Origin of the sequence: Stenotrophomonas sp. NPDC077461, from assembly GCF_049545475.1 — a bacterium.
Taxonomy (GTDB): domain Bacteria; phylum Pseudomonadota; class Gammaproteobacteria; order Xanthomonadales; family Xanthomonadaceae; genus Stenotrophomonas; species Stenotrophomonas nematodicola.
This window is the reverse complement of sequence record NZ_JBMWDO010000003.1, coordinates 314,526-334,613: the sequence shown is the minus strand read 5'-3', so window position 1 is coordinate 334,613 and position 20,088 is coordinate 314,526. Positions and strand designations below refer to the sequence as shown.

The following is a 20,088-nucleotide window of genomic DNA, read 5'->3' as shown; positions in this document are numbered from 1 at the left end:
GGGGGTCAGTCGATGACCATCACCGCGTCGACCTCGAAGTTGGCGCCCTTCGGCAGGCCGGACACTTCGATGGTGGAACGGGCCGGGAACGGGGCCTGGAAGTAGTCCTGCATGACAGCGTTGACCTTGGCGAACTCGCCCAGGTCGGTCAGGTACAGGCCAAGGCGCACGACCTGGTCCAGCGAGCCGCCGGCAGCTTCCGCCACGGCCTTGAGGTTGTCGAACGCGCGGCGCGCCTGGGCTTCGACATCACCGGCACCGACGATGTCGCCGGTCGCCGGATCCAGCGGGATCTGGCCGGAGAAGTACACGGTGTTGCCGGCGCGCACGGCCTGCGAGTAAGGGCCGATGGCGGCAGGCGCCTTTTCGGTGTTGATGATCTGGCGGGACATGGTCGCTCCGGTACTTGGGAAAACAGAGCGGTGATTGTACCAACCCGGTAGCGCCGGGCCATGCCCGGCGACGTTTGGTTCATGCCGCGCTGCGCGCTCGCCGGGCATGGCCCGGCGCTACCGGTGCACCATCCACTCATGGCCTCCGGGCCGGGCGCATCCGTAGACTGGCTGCTGATTCCTGTGGGACCAAGCCATGGCAAACGTGTTCGACTCCCCCTTCAAGGGCAAGCTGCTGACCGAAATGGTCACCAACCCCAACATCCTCGTCGGCCGCTACAGCTACTACTCCGGCTATTACCACGGGCACGGCTTCGACGACTGCGCGCGCTACCTGCTGCCTGATCGCGACGACGTGGACAAGCTGATCATCGGCAGCTTCTGCTCGATCGGAAGTGGCGTCAGCTTCATCATGGCTGGCAACCAAGGCCACCGGCACGATTGGGCATCGACGTTTCCGTTCTTCTACATGCAGGAAGAGTCGGCCTTTGCCGCGGCCAATGACGCCTTCAGGCCGGCCGGTGACACCGTGATCGGCAACGATGTGTGGATCGGCGCCGAGGCGATGATCCTGCCGGGACTGCGCATTGGCGATGGTGCCGTGATCGGTAGCCGGGCACTGGTGACCCGTGACGTAGCGCCCTACGCCATCGTGGGTGGCAACCCGGCCAAGGTGCTGCGCAGCCGGTTCGAAGCGGAGGACATCGCGCGGTTGCTGGAAATGGCCTGGTGGGAGTGGCCGCTGGCGCAGATCAAGGCGGCGATGCCGTTGCTGACCGCTGGGGATATCGGCGCGCTGCATGCCTACTGGCGCAAACACGTCGCGTGATGTCGCGGGGGTCAGAGCCCTCTCCGTTGGAGAGGCATCCGACCCCGGGTTCGCGTTACTGGCGGCGCACCGACTGCACGACCGACAGGCGGCGCAGGCGCCGCATCACTTCGGCCAGGTGGTTGCGGTCGCGCACCTGCACGTTGAAGCACAGCACGGCCGCGTTGAAGTCGCGGTCCAGGTAGTCCACCCGCTCGATGTTGGAATGGCTCTGGGCGATCGCGGCGGCCAGCTGCGCCAGCACGCCGGTCCCGTTCTCGACCTCGACCACCAGCGAGGTGTCGTAGTCGCCGGACACCGTGGTGTCCCAGCCGATCGGCACCCAGCGTTCGGGCGACTTGCGCAGCTCGGCCAGGTTCGGACAGTCCATGCGGTGGACCACGATGCCCTTGCCGGCGGTGTGGTAGCCCATGATGTCGTCGCCCGGGATCGGCTGGCAGCAGTTGGCGAAGGTGACCACACCGCGCTCGCTGCCGTTGATCAGGATCTTCTCCTGCGAATGCCGGGAATGCGCGCCGCCGCGCAGCTCGGCATAGGCCATCAGCGCCTGCGCGGCCTGGTTGGGCATCCAGTTGCCCAGCGCCACTTCGGCCAGCAATGCCTCCAGGCGCGGATAGCGGTGCTCGGCCAGGAAGGCATCGAGGCGGCCCTTGGGCAGCCGCTCCAGCGAGCTGTCCATCGCCTCCAGTGCGCGGTCCAGCATGCGATGGCCCAGCTGCACGGCGTCTTCGTGTTCGAGCTGTTTGAGCTGGTGGCGGATCGCGGTACGCGCCTTGGAACTGACCACGAACTCCAGCCACTGCGGCTTGGGCGTGGCCGAACGTGCGGTGATCACCTCCACGGTCTGGCCGCTGACCAGCTTGGTGCGCAGGGGAACCAGCTTCTTGTCCACGCGCGAGGCCACCGCCATGTTGCCCACGTCGGTGTGCACGGCATAGGCGAAATCGAGGGCGGTGGAGTTGCGCGGCAAGGCCAGGATCTTGCCCTTCGGGGTGAACAGGTACACCTCGTCCGGGAACAGGTCCACCTTCACGTTGTCGAGGAACTCCAGCGAGGAACCGGCGGCACGCTGCGAATCGATCAGCTCCACGATCCATGCATGCGCACGGCTCTGCGCGCTGTTGGGCGAGTCACCGCCGAACTTGTAGGTCCAGTGCGCGGCCACGCCGCGCTCGGCGATCAGATCCATTTCCTCGGTGCGGATCTGCACCTCGATCGGCGAACCATACGGCCCGAACAGCACCGTGTGCAGCGACTGATAGCCGTTGGCCTTGGGGATCGCGATGAAGTCGCGGAAGCGCCCGTCCAGCGGTTTGAAGGTGGCGTGCACCGCGCCCAGCGCGTGATAGCACTGCGGCACGCCGCGCACCACCAGGCGGAAGCCGAACACGTCCATCACCTGGTCGAAGGATTTGTTCTCGTCGCGCATCTTGTTGTAGATGCTCCACGGGGTCTTGATGCGGCTGACCAGGCGGTGCTCCAGCCCTTCCTTGGCCAGGCGCTGGCTCAGCTGCACTTCCACCTGCGCCATCGCCTCGCGGCGGACCACCGGCTGGCTGCGGATGTGCTTTTCCAGGATGGCATGGCGCCACGGATACAGCGCCTTGAAACCCAGGTTCTGCAGCTCGCTCTTGACCAGGCTCATGCCCAGGCGCTGTGCGATCGGGGCGTAGATCTCCAGTGTCTCGCGCGCGATGCGGCCACGCGCTTCGCGGCTCTGCGCGCCCAGCGTGCGCATGTTGTGCAGGCGGTCGGCCAGCTTGATCATGATCACGCGCAGGTCGCGCGACATCGCCAGCAGCATCTTGCGGAAGCTCTCGGCGGCCGCTTCCTGGCGGTCGCGGAACTTCAGCTTGTCCAGCTTGGTGACACCATCCACCAGTTCGGCCACGGCCTCGCCGAATTCGGCGGCCAGTTCCTCGCGGGTCAGCGGGGTATCTTCGATGGTGTCATGCAGGATCGCGGCGATCAGCGCTTCCACGTCCAGGCCCAGCTCGGCCAGCACCTGCGCCACCGCCACCGGATGGGTGATGTAGGGCTCACCGGATTTACGGGTCTGGCCGGCGTGCGCCGAGGCCCCCACTTCCCAGGCGCGGCGCAGCAACGGCAACTGCTCCGGCGGCAGGTAGTGCGCCGCGCGTTCGAGCTGGAGGACATAGTCGGGTACGGCCGCGCCGGGGGGCGAGGCGACCTTGGCAGTGGGGCCTGGATTCATGGTCAGAAGACTATTCCAGCCACGTGATAACGGCAAATTATTGCGTCATGGCCGAACCCTGCCCCTCACATGCAGACAGCCCGCCAAGGGCGGGCTGTCTGGGGCAACAACGATGCATCGCGCGGGCGATCAGTCGTCGTTCTTGGACATGTCTTCGTCGGCAACGACTTCGGCAGCAGCCCATTCCAGTGCTTCACGCTCGGCACGCTCGCGCTCGGCCTTCTCGACTTCGTCGATCAGGGCGTTGTCGATCTTGCGGGCGGCAATCTCGCGCAGCGCCAGCACGGTCGGCTTGTCGTCGGTTTCGCTGTTGTCCAGGGTGGCCTGGACGCCATTGGCCAGCTGACGGGCGCGCTTGGACGCCATCATGACCAGCTCGAAACGGTTGTTCACGACTTCCAGACAATCTTCTACGGTGATGCGGGCCATGCGGGCTCCCGGCAGCCGGCGAGGGCTGCTCAATCGAATGAGGGAAAGGGGACGGATTGTACCGGCGGGGGCTGGACAAAATCAAGCCAACCCGCTACCCGCCCCTTGTGAATCAGTCAGTTGTGGCCGCATCCTGGGTCAGGAGGGCCTGAATCAGGCCCGCATGGCGGACCTTCTGGGCCTCCCGCCGCAGCCGGCTGGCGGTGAAGATGGCACACAGCTCGTCCACGGCGGTCTCGAACACCTCGTTGACGATCACGTAGTCGAAGTCATTGAAATGCAGCATTTCCTCGCGTGCGGCCGCCAGGCGCTGGGCGATCACCGCCTCGCTGTCCTGCCCACGCTTGCGCATGCGGTCTTCCAGGGCCTGCCGGGACGGCGGCAGGATGAATACCGTGACCGTACCGGGCACCAGCTGGCGCACCTGCTGGGCGCCCTGCCAGTCGATCTCCAGCAGCACGTCCTGGCCGGCGGCCAGCTGCGGTTCCACCGACTGCCGGGCAGTGCCCTTCCAGTCGCCGTGCACCCAGGCATGTTCGAAGAAATCGCCGGCGGCGATCATGCGCTCGAACTCCGCGGCACTGACAAAGTGGTAGTGCTCGCCGTTGATCTCGCCGGGGCGGGTCGCACGCGAGGTGAACGAGATCGACAGGGCGATCTGCGGGTCGCGCGCCAGGGTGGCATTGACGATGCTGCTCTTGCCGGCCCCGGAGGGCGCGGCCACGATGTACAGGGTGCCGCGTGCGGGCTCGGCGGTCTGCGTGGGCTGGCTGCTCATTCGATGTTCTGCACCTGTTCGCGGATCTGGTCGATCAGCACCTTCAGTTCGACAGCCGCGTTGGACGTGCGGCTGTCCACGGACTTGGAGCCCAGCGTATTGGCTTCGCGGTTGAACTCCTGCAGCAGGAAGTCCAGGCGGCGGCCGACCGGCTCGCGCTGCGTCAGCACGCGGCGGATCTCCACGATATGGCTGCCGAGGCGGTCCAGCTCCTCGTCCACGTCCAGCTTCTGCAGCCACAGCACCAGTTCCTGCTCGGCGCGACCAGGATCGACCGGATGCGGCAGATCGGCCAGGCGGGCCGACAGCTTGGCGCGCTGGCCCTCGCGGATCAGCGGAATCAGCGTGGTGACCTCGGCGGCGATGCGCTCCACGCCGTCCACGCGCTCCTGGATGGCCGTGGCCAGCTTGTCGCCTTCACGCTCACGCGCGGCCACGAAGCCGTCCAGCGCGGTATCCAGCAGCGCCAGCGCCTCGGCCTGCAGGGCCGCGGCATCGACCGCTTCGCCCTGCATCACGCCCGGCACCTGCAGCAGTTCGGTGAAGCTGACCTGCAGGCTGGGGAACCCGGGCGCCAGGCGCCGGGACAGCTCGCCCAGCTGGGCCAGCAGCGCGTCGTTGACCACCAGCGCACCGGTGACCTCCGGGGCACGCAGGCGCACCACCAGGTCGATCTTGCCGCGGCTGCAACGGGAAGCGACGCGCTCGCGCAGCTGCGGTTCCAACGCACGCAGTTCTTCAGGCAGGCGCACGCCCACCTCCAGGAACCGGTGGTTGACCGAGCGCAGCTCACAGGCCAGCGTGCCCCAGCGGGTGGCGCGCTCGCCGCCGGCATAGGCGGTCATGCTTCGAATCATGCGGGTTTCCGGTGCTCTCAAAGTGCAAATGGTACCCTAGCGGTCTTCTCACGGCCTCCTCGCCCGCCGGTCTCCGGCCCGGGCGCGGTTCCGCATCCCCCGTCCTACCCGGAAGCCAAGCATGTCCGATCCCCGTCCCAGTGGCCGCCAGGCCGACCAGCTGCGCGAAGTGCGCATCGAGCGCGCCTTCACCCGCCATGCCGAAGGCTCGGTGCTGGTCAGCTTCGGTGAGACCCGCGTGCTGTGCACCGCCAGCGTGGAAAACCGCGTGCCGGGTTTCCTGCGCGGCAAGGGCGAGGGCTGGGTGACGGCCGAGTACGGCATGCTGCCGCGTTCGACCCACACCCGTAACGACCGCGAAGCCGCCCGTGGCAAGCAGGGCGGCCGCACGCTGGAGATCCAGCGCCTGATCGGCCGCACCCTGCGCGCCTGCATCGACCGCGGCGCGCTCGGCGAACGCACCATCACCCTGGACTGCGACGTGCTGCAGGCCGACGGCGGCACCCGTACCGCGGCCATCACCGGCGCCTACGTGGCCCTGGTGGACGCGGTGAACTTCCTGCTCAAGCGCGGCGACATCAAGCGCAACCCGATCGTCGGCGCGGTCGCGGCGGTCTCCGTCGGCGTCTACCGCGGCACCCCGGTGCTGGACCTGGACTACGCCGAGGACAGTGACTGCGATACCGACATGAACGTGGTGATGAACGACGGTGGCGGCTTCATCGAGCTGCAGGGCACCGCCGAAGGCCATGCCTTCCGCCGCGACGAACTGGACGCGCTGCTGGCACTGGCCGAGACGGGCATCCAGGCGCTGTTCGCGGCACAGCAGGCCGCCCTGGCGTCGGCATGAACCGGCGCATCGCCCTGACCACGCTGGTGGTGGCCGATTACGATGAGGCCATTGCCTGGTACACCGGCAAGCTCGGCTTCACCCTGATCGACGACATCGACCAGGGCGACAAGCGCTGGGTGGTGGTCGGCCCGACCGACGGCAGCGCCGCCGCCCTGCTGCTGGCCCGCGCCAGCAATGACGAGCAGCGCGCACGCATCGGCAACCAGACCGGGGGCCGCGTCGGTTTCTTCCTGAACACCGATGACTTCCACCGCGATCATGCCGCCATGACCGCGCAGGGCGTGGTGTTCCTCGAACCCCCGCGCGAAGAGGCCTACGCCACCGTCGCGGTGTTCGCCGACCTGTACGGCAACACCTGGGACCTGCTGGAGCCGAAATGAAGACACTGGTACTGGCCAGCGGCAACGCCGGCAAGCTGAAGGAACTGCAGGCCATGCTCGGCGACCTGCCGCTGCAGATCGTGGCGCAGGGCGAGCTGGGCGTGGAGGATGTGCCCGAAACCGGCCTGACCTTCGTCGAGAACGCGCTGATCAAGGCCCGCCATGCGTGCGCCAGCACCGGCCTGCCGGCCCTGGCCGACGACTCCGGCCTGATCGTGGACGCGCTGGATGGCGCGCCCGGCCTGTACAGCGCGCGCTATGCCGGCAGCCCGACCAACGATGCCGCCAACAACGCCAAGCTGCTCGAGGCGATGCGCGATGTACCGGCCGAACGCCGTACCGCGCGCTTCTACGCGGTGATCGTACTGCTGCGCCACGCCAACGACCCGCAACCCGTGATCTGCGAAGGCAGCTGGGAAGGAACCATCATCGATGCGCCACGCGGCAGCAACGGGTTTGGTTACAACCCGGTGTTCCTGGACCCGGTCCGCGGCCTGACCGCGGCGGAGATGGACCCGGCACAGAAGAACGCCATCAGCCATCGGGCCATCGCACTGGCCAGGCTGCGCGGATTCCTCGCCAGCGCATGAGCGACGGGGCGCGCCGCGAGTTCCATGCGAACGGACGCAGCTTCCAGGTGCTGCTCGCCCTGCTGATGCTGGGCGTCCTGGTCGTGATGGGCGGTACGTCCCTGCTCGGATCGGACAGCAGCGACCCGGCGCATCGGACCCCGTGGGGCTTCCTGTTCGGCCTGGTCGGCAGCATGTGGCTCCTGCTCGGCGTCCTGTTCGCGGTAATGAGCCGGCAACGCGTGGTCATCGGGACCGATGGCCATATCGAGGTCAAAAGCGTGCTCAATGGCTTCCGCACGCGGCGCTTCCATGTCCGTGAGGTGGCCGCGCTGCACTATGGCAACTGGCAACACAGCACCCAGTCGGTGGTCAGCGAACTGGGCGTGGCCCTGCGCCCCGCTCCACACCGGCAGTGGCAGCATGTGCGGGTGATGAACACGCACGTGGCCGACGGGGGTGCGCTGGCACTGTTCCGCGCCATCGCCGCTGCGGTGCACGCCGCCCAGCCCGAGCTCTCCCTTCCCCGCGAACTGGCGCCTGACAACGGCGCCCTCTCCCCGAGCCACGCCGCACGGCAACGTCCATGAACACCCCCTGCAATCACCTCCCCGGCGAAGCCTGCACCGACCACGACCACGATCACGATCATGAGGCGCGGCTGGTCCCGCCGCCGCTGTCGCTGTACGTGCACCTGCCCTGGTGCGTGCGCAAATGTCCGTACTGCGATTTCAACTCGCATGCGGCCAAGGGCGAACTGCCGTTCGACGCCTATATCGATGCGCTGATCCGCGACCTGGACCAGGACCTGCCACTGGTCTGGGGCCGGGTGGTCAACAGCGTGTTCTTCGGTGGCGGCACGCCCAGCCTGTTTCCACCGGACGCGATCGACCGCTTCCTGCAGGCAGCGGCTGCGCGGCTGCGCTTCGCACCGAATCTGGAAGTCACCCTGGAAACCAATCCGGGCACCGCCGAGCACGGCCGTTTCGACCGCTACCGCGCGGCCGGCGTGAACCGCATCAGCTTCGGCATCCAGACCTTCAACGACGAGGCGCTCAAGCGCCTGGGCCGCATCCACGACAGCGGCGAGGCCGAGCGCGCGGTCAAGCTGGCGCAGGACGCCGGCTACGACAACTTCAACATCGACCTGATGTACGCGTTGCCGCAGCAGACTCTGGGCCAGGCCGAGCACGACCTGGAACGCGCGTTCGCGCTGCAGCCCACGCATCTGTCGCATTACCAGCTCACCCTGGAGCCCAATACGGTGTTCTTCGCCCGGCCGCCGCAGGGCATCCCGGACGAGGATTCGGCGTGGGACATCCAGGAGCACTGTCAGCGTCTGCTGGCCGACGCCGGCTATGCGCATTACGAGGTCAGCGCCTATGCGCGGCCGGGACGGCAGAGTGCGCACAACCTGAACTACTGGCGTTTCGGCGATTACCTGGGCATCGGCGCCGGCGCGCACGGCAAGATCAGCAGCGGCGCCGGGCAGAACGTGCTGCGCCGCTGGAAGCACAAGCATCCGCAGACGTTCATGGAGACCGCCGGCACGGCCGCATCGATCGGCGGCGACGACATCATCGATGCCGACCGCCTGCCCTTCGAATACATGCTCAACCTGTTGCGCCTGCACGAAGGGTTTGGCCTGCGCGATTTCGAATCGCGCACCGGGTTGGCGCGGGCACAGATAGCCGCACCGTTGCAGACTGCAGTAGCGCGCGGGTGGATGACCATGACAGGCGACCATGCGCAGCCCACCGAACTGGGCCGGCGCTTCACCAACGACGTCGTCGAACTGTTCCTCCCCTGACGCCGGGTTCTTCCCGGTTTGTTGCAGGTGGCATGGACCACACGGAACGCAGCCGGGCAGCACCCGGCTCCGTGGCGGCCCGCGGCCGGGGCGCCTTCACGCACCATGTGGCGGCAAACCGGGGAAACCGTTAGATTCCGGGTACTCAGGGGAGCCGGAACCACCACGGATGTCTGCGTCCGCACCTTCATCGTTTCAGGCCGACAGCGCGCGCTTTGCCAGCGTCGATGCGCCGCCGCGCGTGCGCCGGCTGCTGGCCGCCCTGCACGCGCAGGCGGTACAGACGCTGAGCAACCCGCTCAAGCTGACCATCGTCGAGCTGGAGCGTGAGTTGTTCCGCGATGCGGAACGCGCACGCAACAGCCAGATCCAGGCCGACATCTACGCCCAGGCGCGGCAGCTGCACGAGGTGAACGCCCTGTTCGCGCCGCGCTTCCTGGCCGCCCTGGCCGACGCGCTGGCGCAGCTGCGCCAGCCGCGACAGGCACACCGCCCGGTGGCCGCCGCCACGCCGGTGTCGGCCAATACCCTCACCCTGGTCACCGATACCGACATCGACCGCGATATCGTGCTGGCCGACATCACCCGGCGCGAAGCCCTGCGGTCGGCCAGCGCGCTGCAGCTGCTGGGCCAGCGCTTCGGCGTCCTCGCGGCCGGCCCGGCGTTCGACGTGGAAGATCTGCCCTTCGGCCCGTACGTGCTGTGCCGGATCGCGCGCGAGCTGGGCGAACAGTTCTCGCTGGGGCTGGAGACCCAGCTGGCGTTGTTCCGTGTGTTCGACCGCCAGCTGATCGAGCGTCTCGGCGAGCTGCTGGAGCGCGCCAACATCCTGCTCGGCCACGAAGGCGTGCTCCCCGGCCTGGTCTATACCCCGTATCTGGCCCGTTCGGCGACCACCCGCCGCATCGTCACCGGCGCCGAGCGTGGATCGCCCGCCCGTGCCGGCGGCACCGGCGCGCGGCCGCTGACCGGCTGGGGCGGTGCCACGCCCGCCGGTGCCTGGGCGGCCATGACCAGCGAAGCGATGGCGGCCCTGCCACGTTCGCTGCAGAACGCCACGCTCGCACCGATGACCGCCGCGGGGGCCGGTGCGGCGGTACCGGCATCCGCTGGCACCGGTGCGGCCGGTCCGGATCTCACGGCACCGGCGATGGCGGCCCTGCACCAGTTGCTGGGCGCCGCGCGCCAGGCCAACGCCGGGGCAGCACCTGCGGACGGCGGCGGTGCCGCGACGCCGGGCGGACCGGCCACGGCGGGTGCGCCCGGTTCCGCCTCCCAGCTTCCCGCGCAACCGGCGCCAGCCAGCACCGCCGTTCCGATTCCGGACGAGGCCCTGCAGGCCACCCTGGCACGCCTGCAGGGCCAGACCGCACACGCGGCGGGCACCCGCCGCAGCATGGCCGACCTGCACAACGCGCTGCTGGCCCAGGTACGCGCCGACCACGGGCCGCAGGCGGCGCTGACCATCAAGGACAACGACACCTTCGACCTGCTGGACATGCTCTACGGGCAGATCCAGCGCGAAGTCCGCCATGACGCGGCCGCCGCCGACCTGCTGACCCGTCTGCAGGTGCCGGTGGCGCGCGCAGCGCTGTCCGACCCCGCCTTCTTCGTGCGCGACCAGCACCCGGCCCGCGAACTGCTCAATGCCGTGGCCGAAGCAGGGGCCACCTGGCTGGGCGAGGAGGATGTCGATCCGCAGCTGGTGGCCAAGCTCAGCCACGCCGTCGACCAGGTGGTACAGAACTACAAGGGCGATACGGCGGTATTCGACGCTGCCAACGACGACATCCAGCAGCATTTCCGCGCACTGGCGCACAAGGCCGAACTGGCCGAACGCCGGCACGTGGAGGCGGCACGCGGCAAAGAGCGCCTGGAATCGGCCAAGCAGCAGGCCAGCGCCAGCATCGAGCAGCTGTGCGCGCAGGCCGCGCCGCCGCGCTTCGTGCAGTCCCTGCTCAAGCAGGCCTGGTCGGACACCCTGACCCTGACCCTGCTGCGCCACGGCGAGGAGTCGCCACAGTGGCAGCAGCGCCAGGAGGAAACAGCCCGCATCGCCGCCATCACCTGCCAGCCGCCGGGCGCTGCGGACAGCGACACCGCGCTGGGTGAGCAGGTCGAAGCCGCGCTGCTGCAGGTGGGGTACCACCAGGACGAGGCCGCCGCGATCGCCCGTCGGCTGTCCACGCCCGGTGGCGAGGACGACAGCACGTCGCGGACCGAACTGACCGCGCGCCTGAAAGCGCGCACCCGCCTCGGCGAACAGGCCGACAGCGCCGACCCGCGCAAGGTCGCACCGCTGGCGCGCAGCACGGCCGAGGAAGACTGCTACCGCCAGCTGCGCACGCTGCCGTTCGGCACCTGGTTCGAGTTCACCACCAACCAGCAAGGTGACGTGCGCCGCCAGCGCCTGTCCTGGTACAGCCTGGTCACCGACAACGCATTGTTCGTCACGCCGCGTGGGCAGAAGGCCGGCGAGCACTCGCTCGACGCCCTTGCCCGCCTGATGGCGCACGGCCAGGCGCGCATCGTCACCGAAGACAAGGGCCGGCTTATCGACCGCGCCTGGCAGGCCACCCTGCGCACCCTGCGCTCGCTGGCAGGCGCCGGCACTCCGGAGGCATCGGCATGAATACCCCCGACACGCGACGCGCGCCCCGCCGCCAGGTGGCCGAGCTGGTGCCGGTCACCGACTGCATGGCCGAGACCATTATCGGCCGCCTCGGCAACGTCTCCGAAACCGGCATGCTGATGCTGGCCTCCGTGCCGATGCACGAGGATGCCCTGTACCAGCTGCAGTTCGCCATTCCCGGGCCGCACGGCCAGCCGCGCGTGCTCGATGTGGGCGCGCACCTGCTGTGGAGCGAACAGACCCATGCGCCCGGCCAGGCCTGGGTGGGCTTCCGCTTCCTGACACTGAGCCGCGAACACCGCGAACAGCTGCGCGACTGGATCGCGCAGGAATCTTCGGCAGTGTGAGTGCCGGTTCCGGCACAGCGCCGCCGGCGCGATTGCGGCAGAATCAGGGGCTGCACTCCGCACTGTCGAACGAGCCCCCGTGATGAACCAGCCAGACCTCGGCGCCCTGTATTCCCACCACATCGGCGTGCTGTGCCGGCGCGCGGATGAAGCGCTGGCGCGCGGCGGTTTCGACCACCTGGTGATTCCCAGCGGCACCCAGCACTACCAGGCGTTCGACGACCGCGACTATCCGTATGCGGTCAACCCGAACTTCAAAGCCTGGCTGCCGCTGACCAAGGTCCCCAACAGCTGGCTGGTGTACACCCCGGGCAAGCGCCCCACGGTGATTTTCCACCAGCCGTTCGACTACTGGCACGTGGTGCCCGACGCGCCCAACGGCTGGTGGGTGGAGCATGTGGACATCGCGATCATCCGCACCCCCGAGGAAGCGCTGACGCTGCTGCCCAGGGACATCGCGCGCTGCGCGATCCTCGGTGAGCCGCAGAGCGCGCTGGGTACCGTGGTGCCGAACAACCCCGAGCCGGTATTGAGCTACCTGGACTGGCACCGCGCCAGCAAGACGCCGTATGAAATCGCGTTGATGCGCCAGGCCCAGCGCCTCGGCGTGCGCGGCCACCGCGCTGCCGAAGCCGCCTTCCGCGCCGGCGCCAGCGAGTTCGAGATCCACATGGCGTACTGCCGTGCGGTCGGCCAGGACGCCAATGAACTGCCCTACGGCAACATCATCGGTCTCAACGAACACGCCGCGGTACTGCATTACACCGACCTGGGGCGCACCGCACCGCAGCCGCTGCGCAGCTTCCTGATCGATGCCGGCGCCAGCGCGCACGGTTATGCCAGCGACATCACCCGCACCTATGCGGCCGCCGGCCACGACGAGTTCCAGGCGATGATCGACGCGGTCGACACCGCGCAGCAGGTCATGTGCGCCGGGGTGCGTGCGGGGGTGGACTACAAGCAGCTGCACATCGACGCGCACCTGTCGCTGATGGGCATCCTCAAGGACGTCGGCGTGCTCAAGGTCTCTGCCGAGGCCGCCCTGGCCACCGGCGTCAGCGCCGCGTTCTTCCCGCACGGCCTGGGTCATCTGATCGGCCTGCAGGTGCACGATGTCGCCGGCTTCGCCGCCAGCGACCGCGGCGGCCGCGTCGAACGCCCGCAGGGCCACCCCTACCTGCGCCTGACCCGCGTGCTGGAGCCGGGCATGGTGGTCACCATCGAGCCGGGCCTCTACTTCATCGACATGCTGCTGGACGAAGTGAAGCAGGCCGGCAACGCCGACAGCATCGACTGGGGCCGCGTGGACTTCTTCCGCCCGTATGGCGGCATCCGTATCGAAGACGAGGTGCTGTGCACCGACGGCGACGCCGACAACCTCACCCGCCCTGCCTTCGCCGCCGCGGATTGACCAGCCGCGGGTAGAGCCGACCGCTGGTCGGCTATCGCGCGCAGCGCGGGGTGTCGCGATGCCGGCGCGGAGAGCAGCCGACCAGAGGTCGGCTGTGCGGGGCGATGCGGCGTTGATCGGCAACGCCGCGCCCCGGGCCGGCTCAGCGCGCGGCCATCTCCGCTTCGATCTCGTCCGCGCTGCGCGCCAAGGCGGCGGTCAGCACCTGGTGGCCGTTGTCGGTGATCAGCACATCGTCCTCGGTGCGGATGCCGATGCCGCGCCAGCGCGCCTCCACGGTGCGATCATCGACCGAGACATACAGACCCGGCTCGATGGTGAACACCATGCCCGGTTCCAGCATCCGCGAGTCGCCAGCCAGGCGGTAATCGCCGACATCATGTACATCCAGCCCCAGCCAATGGCCGGTCTTGTGCCGGTAAAAGCGCTGGTAATGACCCTCGGCGATGTTCTCTTCCAGGCTGCCCTTCAGCAGTCCCAGCCGCAGCAGGCCTTCGGTGAGCGTTTCCACCGCCGCCAGGTGCCCGGCCTCGTACGCCTGGCCCGGGCGCGCCTGGGCCAACGCGGCCGCCTGCGCCGCGCCCACCAGATCGTGCAGCGCACGCTGTTCGGGCGTGAAACGGCCGTTGACCGGGAAAGTCCGCGTGATGTCGCTGGCATACCCGCGGTACTCGGCGCCGGCGTCGATCAGGACCAGATCACCGTCGCGGCTGCAGGCAGTGTTGTCGCGGTAATGCAGGATGCAGGCGTTGGCGCCGGCCCCGACAATGCTGCCGTACGCGGCCCAGGCATCGTTGGCGCGGAACTGGCGTTCCAGGTCGGCCTGCAGCTCGTACTCGTGGATGCCTGGCCGCGCCACCCGCATCGCGACGCGATGCGCCTGCACGCTGATGTCCGCCGCGCGCTGCATCAAGGCGATCTCGGCCGCAGACTTGAACAGGCGCTGCTCATGCAGCAGGTGGCCCAGCTCCAGGAACTCGTGCGGCGGCTGGGCGCCATGACGGACCTGGGAGCGCACGCGGTTGACCCAGCCGATCAGCTTGAGGTCGAACTCCGCATCACGGCCGAAGTGGTAATACACCCGCGAACGGCCCTCGAGCAGGCCCGGCAGGATGTCGTCCAGATCGTCGATGGGGTACGCATCGTCCATGCCGTAGCGCGACACCGCGCCCTCCTGGCCGGCGCGTGCGCCATCCCAGGCCTCGCGGTCGGCATCGCGCTCGCGGCAGAACAGGATCACCTCGCCGTGGCGGCGTCCGGGGATCAGCACCAGCACCGCTTCCGGCTCGGGAAAGCCGGACAGGTACCAGAAATCCGAGTCCTGGCGGAACGGATAGTGGGTATCCAGGCTGCGCACGCGCTCGGCGGCGGCCGGCAGCACCAGGATCGCGTCGTCGCCGGCCATTTCCATCAACTGGCGGCGGCGACGGGTGTATTCGGCGGCGGAGATGCCGGTCAGCTGCCGGATATCCATCTCAGTTCAGGCGCTGCCGATGGCGCGCGGCCATGACGCAGTCCCCGTGCAGCAGCAGCACCGCCACGCGGATGAACTCCTCGATTTCGGCCAGCGCATCGTCGTCATCGTCGTTGCCGCTTTCAAAATCCTCGCTCGACGCCTGGGCCAGCTTGGCCAGGTCGTTGAGCGCCTCTTCGCCTTCCTCGGACAGCGTCGGGCGGCGACCACCCGCGCCCAGCCCGAAGCCGCCCAGGAACGCGCGCGCCCAAGTGAACAGGGCGTCGGCCTGCGCGGCAGTGTCGCCGGCATCGGACAGCAGCAGCTCGAAGGCGAAATCACGGTCTTCCAGCTGGGCCACACTGGCCTCCAGCAGACGCGACAGCGCGTCGCCCTCTGCCGGCACCGGCAGGGCGTCGTCGGCCAGCACCCGCGCCGGCCATTCGCGCACCGGCGCACCACCGGCGGACAGCCAACCGCACAGGCCGCCGTGGAGTTCAGCGGCGCTGGCGCCCAGGCCCAGGGCCTGGCTGGCCTGGTTTACGTCGTCGACACTCGGAAGTTCGGTCATCTTGGGGCTCGATCAGAAAAAGGTGCCACCGCAGCCGATCACCACGGTTTGTGAGCGCGACAGTGTAGCAATCCGGCCGTCTTCCCCGGGTCGTTGCCGTGCGTCCGGGCTGCCCGCGACAGACCCCGGCCCGGACCGCCGCACGCCCCCGTCATTATTCGCTTGACCGCCCTGTACGCCCTTGCCTATCGTGCCGCTCATGGAACCCGCCGACGCCATCGCCCAGTTGCAGGCCTTCGCCGCACGCGTGGAGGCGTTGCTTGAGCGCAACCAGCGCCTGGCCGAGGAGAACCGCAGTCTCCGCCACCAGCAGGAACAGCTGGTGGCCGAGCGGTCCCAGCTTCTGGCCAAGAACGAGCAGGCCCGCTCCCGGGTCGAAGCGATGATCACCCGCCTCAAGTCCCTGGAGCAGCACACATGAGCCAGACCGAACCGGTCAGTGTCCGCATCCTGGACCGCGAGTACACGGTGGGCGTGGGCGCCGAGGAACGCGAAAGCCTCACGGCGGCGGCCAGGCTGCTGGACGCCAAGATGCGCGAGATCCGCGGCAGCAACCGCATGGCTGCGGTGGACCGGGTGGCGGTGCTGGCCGCGCTCAACCTCGCCCATGAGCTGCAGCAGCTGCGCGACGACCATGCCCGCCAGGCGGTGGCGCTGCAGCAGACGCTGGCCGACCTGAACCGGCGTCTGGACCGCGCCATCGACGGCGCCTGACCGCGCGTGGAACATCGCCACGCGTGCGGCGATGAACACGCGCCTGTCATCGATCTGAATTCTCCTGCAATCCAACCGACGAACGGCCTATCCCCCGGCGCGCGCTTGGCTATAATGGCGACGCGTTCTCTGCTGTGAACGACGGCGTGTGCAAACATTCGCCTTGTCCCTTAATTACGACCACGGGTGCGCGACGGCGCCGGGAGTGCAGGTCCGCCTTGTAGCGGGAAGCCCGAAGGAACCCCAGCGTACCCACTTGAACCCCGGGTTCAAGGTCGTTTCGCACGCATCGTCACCGCGGAGAATGCAATATTCCGGCAAGAGCGACGTTCCCCTGGAGCGTCGCTCTTGTTTTATCCGCCGCTCTCCTTCCATGACCTGGACCCCGGCATGACCGACCCGCGCCTGGCCCTGCGCCAGCAGTTGCGCCACGCCCGTCGAGACCTCCCCGCCGCGCACCGCCTGGCCGCTGCCGACACCCTGGCCGATGCGCTGCTGTCGTTGCCGTTCGCCCCCACCGCAGGCCATGTCGCCGGTTACTGGGCGATGGATGGCGAGATCGCCCTGCACCGCTGGCAGATGCAGTTGCCCGACAACGTGGTCTATTGCCTGCCGGTACTGCATGCGCAGACGCTGCGCTTCGCGCCTTGGCGCCCCGGGCAGCCGCTGACCGCCAACCGGTTCGGCATTCCCGAGCCGGACATGCCGATCGCGCAGACCCTGGCGCCCGAGGAGATGGCGCTGGTGGTGGCACCGCTGGTCGGATTCGACAGCCAGTGCCGGCGACTGGGCATGGGAGGCGGCTGGTATGATCGCAGCTTCGCATTCCGGCAGGCGCGCCAGGCCCCGCCGTGGCTGGTCGGCGTCGGATTCTCGATCCAGCAGGTGGACGCCCTTCCGGTCGCGCCCTGGGATGTCCCGGTCGATGCGATCTGCACCGAACTGTCCACCCTTGTTCCCGCGCCGGTCCACGATCGGCACCCACCGCGATAGAGATGGCATGACCGCACGCAAGCGCTACTGGCTGATGAAGTCCGAACCGGACGCCTTTTCCATCGACGATCTGCAGCGCGTCGGTCGCGAGCCTTGGAACGGCGTGCGCAACTACCAGGCGCGCAACTTCATGCGCGATGGCATGAAGGTCGGCGATGGCGTGCTGTTCTACCACTCCAACACCAAGGTCCCCGGCATCGTCGGGCTGGCCACCGTGGCCAGCGACGCCTACCCGGACGAGACCCAGTTCGACGCCGGGTCGGACTATTACGATCCCAAGGCCACCCGCGAAGAACCGCGCTGGCTGCTGGTGGACGTGGCCTTCGAGCGCAAACTGCGCAACACGATTTCGCTGGACGAGATCAAGCTGCATGCCGATGCGCTGGGCGAGGGGTTCCCGCTCATCGCGCGCGGCAACCGCCTGTCTATCCTGCCGGTGACAGCAGCGCAATGGAAAACGCTGCTGTCGCTGGAAAAGCACTGACCCTTTTCTTTCCTCCTCGTCACCAAGAGTTCTCCGCCATGTCCGAAGCCAAGCGCCTGGCCGCCGAAAAAGCCCTGGAATACGTCGAAGACGGCATGATCGTCGGTGTCGGCACCGGGTCCACCGTTGCCTACTTCATCGACGGTCTGGCCCGCATCAAGCACCGCATCAAGGGCACCGTGTCCAGCTCCGAGCAGAGCACCGCGCGCCTGCGCGAGCACGGCATCGAGGTGATGGAACTGAACCACACCGGCACGCTCTCGCTGTACGTGGACGGCGCCGACGAATGCGACGGCAACAAGTGCCTGATCAAGGGCGGTGGCGCTGCCCTGACCCGCGAAAAGATCATTGCCGAGGCCAGCGAGCGCTTCGTCTGCATCGTCGACCCGAGCAAGCAGGTCAAGGTGCTGGGCCGCTTCCCGCTGCCGGTGGAAGTCATCCCGATGGCGCGCAGCCTGGTGGCGCGCCGGATCCTGGAAATGACCGGCGGCCAGCCGGCGTGGCGCGAAGGCGTGATCACCGACAACGGCAACGTCATTCTGGACATCCACCATCTGGAAATCACCGACCCGGTGAAGCTGGAGCGCGAGCTCAACCAGCTGCCCGGCGTGGTCTGCGTGGGCCTGTTCGCGCGGCGCCCGGCCGACGTGGTGATCGTCGGTGGCGAACCGCCGCAGGTGTTCTGATCCCCTGGCCGGCGCCCGGCGCCGGCCCTACCGTCGAGGTGAACGATGATTCTCAAGCGTCTGCTGCCGCTGCTGTTGCTGCTCGCCCTGACCGGGTGCGCCAGCACCGGCGCCCGCCACTGGGTCGAACTGGGCGGTACGCGGTACAAGGTCGAACTGGCGACCAGCGATGAAACCCGCGCACGCGGGCTGATGTTCCGCGACCACATGCCCGACGACCACGGCATGCTGTTCATCCACGAACGCGAGGAGCTGCAGGCGTACTGGATGAAGAACACCAAGATCGCGCTGGACATCCTGTACTTCGATGCGCAGCGCCGGCTGGTCAGCCAGTCGCGCGACGTTCCGCCGTGCTCGGCCGGCGACCGTTGCCCGCCCTACCCCAGCAGCGGCCCGGCACGGTATGTGCTCGAGCTCAACGCCGGCCAGGCCGAAAAACTGGGCCTGGCCGATGGCACCGAGCTGGTGTTCGGCCCCGGCATCGACGACGCCCGATAAGGGAGTGACCGCCGGCCACGGCTGGCGGTCTTTCACATGGCCCCGCTTGAATCGCGAGGCATTTGTCGCCAGTCTTGTCCCATGCAGGGGCAGATGACATTACCGGAGTGGGATTCGCTGGCCGACCTGGACGACGAGGCGCTGCCTCTGTTGCCCACCGCGCTGCTGATCGCCCGCGATGAGTACCCCGACCTGGACCCGAAGGTCTACGACGCGCTCATCCAGAGCCATGTCGAGCACCTGCGCACGGAGGTCGGCACGATCGAGATGTGGCCGATGAAGATCGCGGCCGTCAACCGCCACCTGTTCGACGAACTGGGCTACAGCGGCGACCACGGCGAGTACTACGACCCGCGCAACAGCTACCTCAACCAGGTGTTCGAACGCCGCCTGGGCAACCCGATCTCGCTGGCCCTGGTGCAGATGGAAGTCTCGCGCCGGCTGGGCATTCCGCTGGACGGAGTGTCCTTCCCCGGCCATTTCCTGGTGCGCCTGCCGGTCAACGACGGCGTCCTGGTGATGGACCCCTTCAACGGCGGTCGCCCACTGGACGTGGAAGAACTGCGCGAGCGCGCCCGCTCGCACCTGGGCGGCGAGGTTCCCGATGACGACGTGCTGGCGCAGATCCTCGATCCGGCGCCGGCACGCGCGATCCTGATGCGCATGCTGCGCAATCTGCACGGGGTGTATGCCGAGCGCGGCGAATGGGACCGCGCCGCACGCTGTGCGGACCGCCTGCTGAAACTGGCCCCCGAGCAGGACGACGCATTGCGCGACCGCGGACTGGCCTACCTGCAGCTGGATTACCAAGCCGGCGCGCACCGCGACCTGGCCCAGTACCTGCAGCGCAATGGCCAGGCCAGCGACGCCCAGTGGGTGCGCGAGAAACTGGTGGCGCTGGGCGGGCGCACGCCGCGGCTGCACTGAACACCGCAAGCCGCGATTGACCCGCCAGGCGGATCAGTCCACCTCGACCATCTCGAAATCGTCCTTGGTCACGCCGCAGTCCGGGCACGTCCAGGTATCGGGAATGTCTTCCCAGCGGGTGCCCGGCGCGATCCCCTCTTCCGGCAGACCGTCTTCTTCCTTGTACAGAAAGCCGCAGACAACGCACATCCAGGTGCGGAAAGTGGTGGCGGTGGCATCGGTCATTGGATAATCACGGCGGGACAGGAACGGGCAGCGCC

General features: G+C 68.2%; 24 protein-coding genes and 1 other RNA gene. 17 read left to right on the top strand and 8 right to left on the bottom strand.

The features are described from left to right. Positions 1 to 5: 5 nt before the first annotated feature. On the bottom strand, positions 6 to 392 hold the full coding sequence (locus ACPEH8_RS08120) for a RidA family protein (protein ID WP_053519454.1): 387 nt from the start codon (positions 390 to 392) through the stop codon (positions 6 to 8). Between the two features lie 196 nt (positions 393 to 588). Here ACPEH8_RS08120 and catB point away from each other — a divergent pair, with 196 nt between their 5' ends. After that, the gene (gene catB / locus ACPEH8_RS08115) at positions 589 to 1,221 is read left to right on the top strand and encodes a type B chloramphenicol O-acetyltransferase (protein ID WP_136002972.1); all 633 of its coding nucleotides are present in this window, start codon (positions 589 to 591) and stop codon (positions 1,219 to 1,221) included. Between the two features lie 55 nt (positions 1,222 to 1,276). Here the strand turns inward: catB and ACPEH8_RS08110 are convergent, their stop codons facing one another. From ACPEH8_RS08110 to ACPEH8_RS08095, 4 genes are all read right to left on the bottom strand, one after another. Then, a complete protein-coding gene (locus ACPEH8_RS08110; protein WP_017357260.1) occupies positions 1,277 to 3,436 on the bottom strand; it encodes a RelA/SpoT family protein in 2,160 nt (719 codons plus the stop codon). Between the two features lie 129 nt (positions 3,437 to 3,565). Beyond that, positions 3,566 to 3,865, bottom strand: coding sequence for a DNA-directed RNA polymerase subunit omega (rpoZ, locus tag ACPEH8_RS08105; RefSeq protein WP_017357259.1), 300 nt, complete (start codon positions 3,863 to 3,865; stop codon positions 3,566 to 3,568). A gap of 112 nt (positions 3,866 to 3,977) precedes the next feature. Next, positions 3,978 to 4,643: a guanylate kinase gene (gene gmk, locus ACPEH8_RS08100; protein WP_153164720.1), complete on the bottom strand. Its 666-nt coding sequence runs from the start codon at positions 4,641 to 4,643 to the stop codon at positions 3,978 to 3,980. Further along, a complete protein-coding gene (locus ACPEH8_RS08095; RefSeq protein ID WP_017357257.1) occupies positions 4,640 to 5,500 on the bottom strand; it encodes a YicC/YloC family endoribonuclease in 861 nt (286 codons plus the stop codon). The genes gmk and ACPEH8_RS08095 overlap by 4 nt, the downstream gene beginning before the upstream one ends. Positions 5,501 to 5,621: 121 nt before the next feature. Here ACPEH8_RS08095 and rph point away from each other — a divergent pair, with 121 nt between their 5' ends. The 8 genes from rph (at position 5,622) to pepQ (ending at position 13,502) form a co-directional block, all read left to right on the top strand. Next, positions 5,622 to 6,350 carry a ribonuclease PH gene (rph, locus tag ACPEH8_RS08090; protein WP_017357240.1) on the top strand — a complete coding sequence of 243 codons (729 nt, stop codon included), beginning with the start codon at positions 5,622 to 5,624 and terminating at the stop codon, positions 6,348 to 6,350. Beyond that, a complete protein-coding gene (locus tag ACPEH8_RS08085) occupies positions 6,347 to 6,733 on the top strand; it encodes a VOC family protein (protein WP_017357241.1) in 387 nt (128 codons plus the stop codon). Before rph ends, ACPEH8_RS08085 begins: the two co-directional genes overlap by 4 nt. Further along, a complete protein-coding gene (gene rdgB / locus ACPEH8_RS08080; RefSeq protein ID WP_165699781.1) occupies positions 6,730 to 7,323 on the top strand; it encodes an RdgB/HAM1 family non-canonical purine NTP pyrophosphatase in 594 nt (197 codons plus the stop codon). The genes ACPEH8_RS08085 and rdgB overlap by 4 nt, the downstream gene beginning before the upstream one ends. Continuing rightward, positions 7,320 to 7,892 carry a hypothetical protein gene (locus tag ACPEH8_RS08075; protein WP_153164722.1) on the top strand — a complete coding sequence of 191 codons (573 nt, stop codon included), beginning with the start codon at positions 7,320 to 7,322 and terminating at the stop codon, positions 7,890 to 7,892. The genes rdgB and ACPEH8_RS08075 overlap by 4 nt, the downstream gene beginning before the upstream one ends. Beyond that, positions 7,889 to 9,112, top strand: a complete 1,224-nt coding sequence (gene hemW, locus ACPEH8_RS08070) for a radical SAM family heme chaperone HemW (RefSeq protein WP_423666472.1) — start codon at positions 7,889 to 7,891, stop codon at positions 9,110 to 9,112. The genes ACPEH8_RS08075 and hemW overlap by 4 nt, the downstream gene beginning before the upstream one ends. A gap of 169 nt (positions 9,113 to 9,281) precedes the next feature. Continuing rightward, complete coding sequence (locus tag ACPEH8_RS08065; protein ID WP_423666470.1) at positions 9,282 to 11,744, top strand: DUF1631 domain-containing protein; 2,463 nt, start codon at positions 9,282 to 9,284, stop codon at positions 11,742 to 11,744. After that, the gene (locus ACPEH8_RS08060; RefSeq protein WP_153164723.1) at positions 11,741 to 12,091 is read left to right on the top strand and encodes a PilZ domain-containing protein; all 351 of its coding nucleotides are present in this window, start codon (positions 11,741 to 11,743) and stop codon (positions 12,089 to 12,091) included. The genes ACPEH8_RS08065 and ACPEH8_RS08060 overlap by 4 nt, the downstream gene beginning before the upstream one ends. Before the next feature lie 82 nt (positions 12,092 to 12,173). Next, positions 12,174 to 13,502: a Xaa-Pro dipeptidase gene (gene pepQ / locus ACPEH8_RS08055; RefSeq protein ID WP_153164724.1), complete on the top strand. Its 1,329-nt coding sequence runs from the start codon at positions 12,174 to 12,176 to the stop codon at positions 13,500 to 13,502. Between the two features lie 142 nt (positions 13,503 to 13,644). Here the strand turns inward: pepQ and ACPEH8_RS08050 are convergent, their stop codons facing one another. Both ACPEH8_RS08050 and ACPEH8_RS08045 read right to left on the bottom strand, forming a co-directional pair. Next, the gene (locus ACPEH8_RS08050) at positions 13,645 to 14,970 is read right to left on the bottom strand and encodes an aminopeptidase P N-terminal domain-containing protein (protein ID WP_165699792.1); all 1,326 of its coding nucleotides are present in this window, start codon (positions 14,968 to 14,970) and stop codon (positions 13,645 to 13,647) included. Positions 14,971 to 14,977: 7 nt separating this feature from the next. Further along, positions 14,978 to 15,526, bottom strand: a complete 549-nt coding sequence (locus ACPEH8_RS08045) for a UPF0149 family protein (RefSeq protein ID WP_017355836.1) — start codon at positions 15,524 to 15,526, stop codon at positions 14,978 to 14,980. Positions 15,527 to 15,725: 199 nt separating this feature from the next. Here ACPEH8_RS08045 and ACPEH8_RS08040 point away from each other — a divergent pair, with 199 nt between their 5' ends. From ACPEH8_RS08040 to ACPEH8_RS08005, 8 genes are all read left to right on the top strand, one after another. Next, a complete protein-coding gene (locus ACPEH8_RS08040) occupies positions 15,726 to 15,947 on the top strand; it encodes a TIGR02449 family protein (protein ID WP_017355837.1) in 222 nt (73 codons plus the stop codon). Continuing rightward, positions 15,944 to 16,240 carry a cell division protein ZapA gene (locus ACPEH8_RS08035; protein WP_017355838.1) on the top strand — a complete coding sequence of 99 codons (297 nt, stop codon included), beginning with the start codon at positions 15,944 to 15,946 and terminating at the stop codon, positions 16,238 to 16,240. The genes ACPEH8_RS08040 and ACPEH8_RS08035 overlap by 4 nt, the downstream gene beginning before the upstream one ends. 123 nt (positions 16,241 to 16,363) lie before the next feature. Continuing rightward, positions 16,364 to 16,548, top strand: a non-coding RNA gene (gene ssrS, locus ACPEH8_RS08030) — 6S RNA. Between the two features lie 82 nt (positions 16,549 to 16,630). Beyond that, on the top strand, positions 16,631 to 17,233 hold the full coding sequence (locus tag ACPEH8_RS08025; RefSeq protein WP_136003180.1) for a 5-formyltetrahydrofolate cyclo-ligase: 603 nt from the start codon (positions 16,631 to 16,633) through the stop codon (positions 17,231 to 17,233). Between the two features lie 7 nt (positions 17,234 to 17,240). Beyond that, positions 17,241 to 17,717, top strand: coding sequence for an EVE domain-containing protein (locus ACPEH8_RS08020; RefSeq protein WP_017355840.1), 477 nt, complete (start codon positions 17,241 to 17,243; stop codon positions 17,715 to 17,717). Between the two features lie 38 nt (positions 17,718 to 17,755). Further along, positions 17,756 to 18,403, top strand: a complete 648-nt coding sequence (gene rpiA, locus ACPEH8_RS08015) for a ribose-5-phosphate isomerase RpiA (protein WP_017355841.1) — start codon at positions 17,756 to 17,758, stop codon at positions 18,401 to 18,403. Between the two features lie 45 nt (positions 18,404 to 18,448). Beyond that, positions 18,449 to 18,901, top strand: coding sequence for a DUF192 domain-containing protein (locus ACPEH8_RS08010; RefSeq protein ID WP_136002966.1), 453 nt, complete (start codon positions 18,449 to 18,451; stop codon positions 18,899 to 18,901). An 81-nt stretch (positions 18,902 to 18,982) separates the two neighbouring features. Beyond that, positions 18,983 to 19,828, top strand: a complete 846-nt coding sequence (locus ACPEH8_RS08005; protein WP_136002965.1) for a SirB1 family protein — start codon at positions 18,983 to 18,985, stop codon at positions 19,826 to 19,828. Positions 19,829 to 19,861: 33 nt separating this feature from the next. Here the strand turns inward: ACPEH8_RS08005 and ACPEH8_RS08000 are convergent, their stop codons facing one another. Beyond that, positions 19,862 to 20,053: a rubredoxin gene (locus tag ACPEH8_RS08000; protein ID WP_136002964.1), complete on the bottom strand. Its 192-nt coding sequence runs from the start codon at positions 20,051 to 20,053 to the stop codon at positions 19,862 to 19,864. Positions 20,054 to 20,088: the final 35 nt, after the last annotated feature.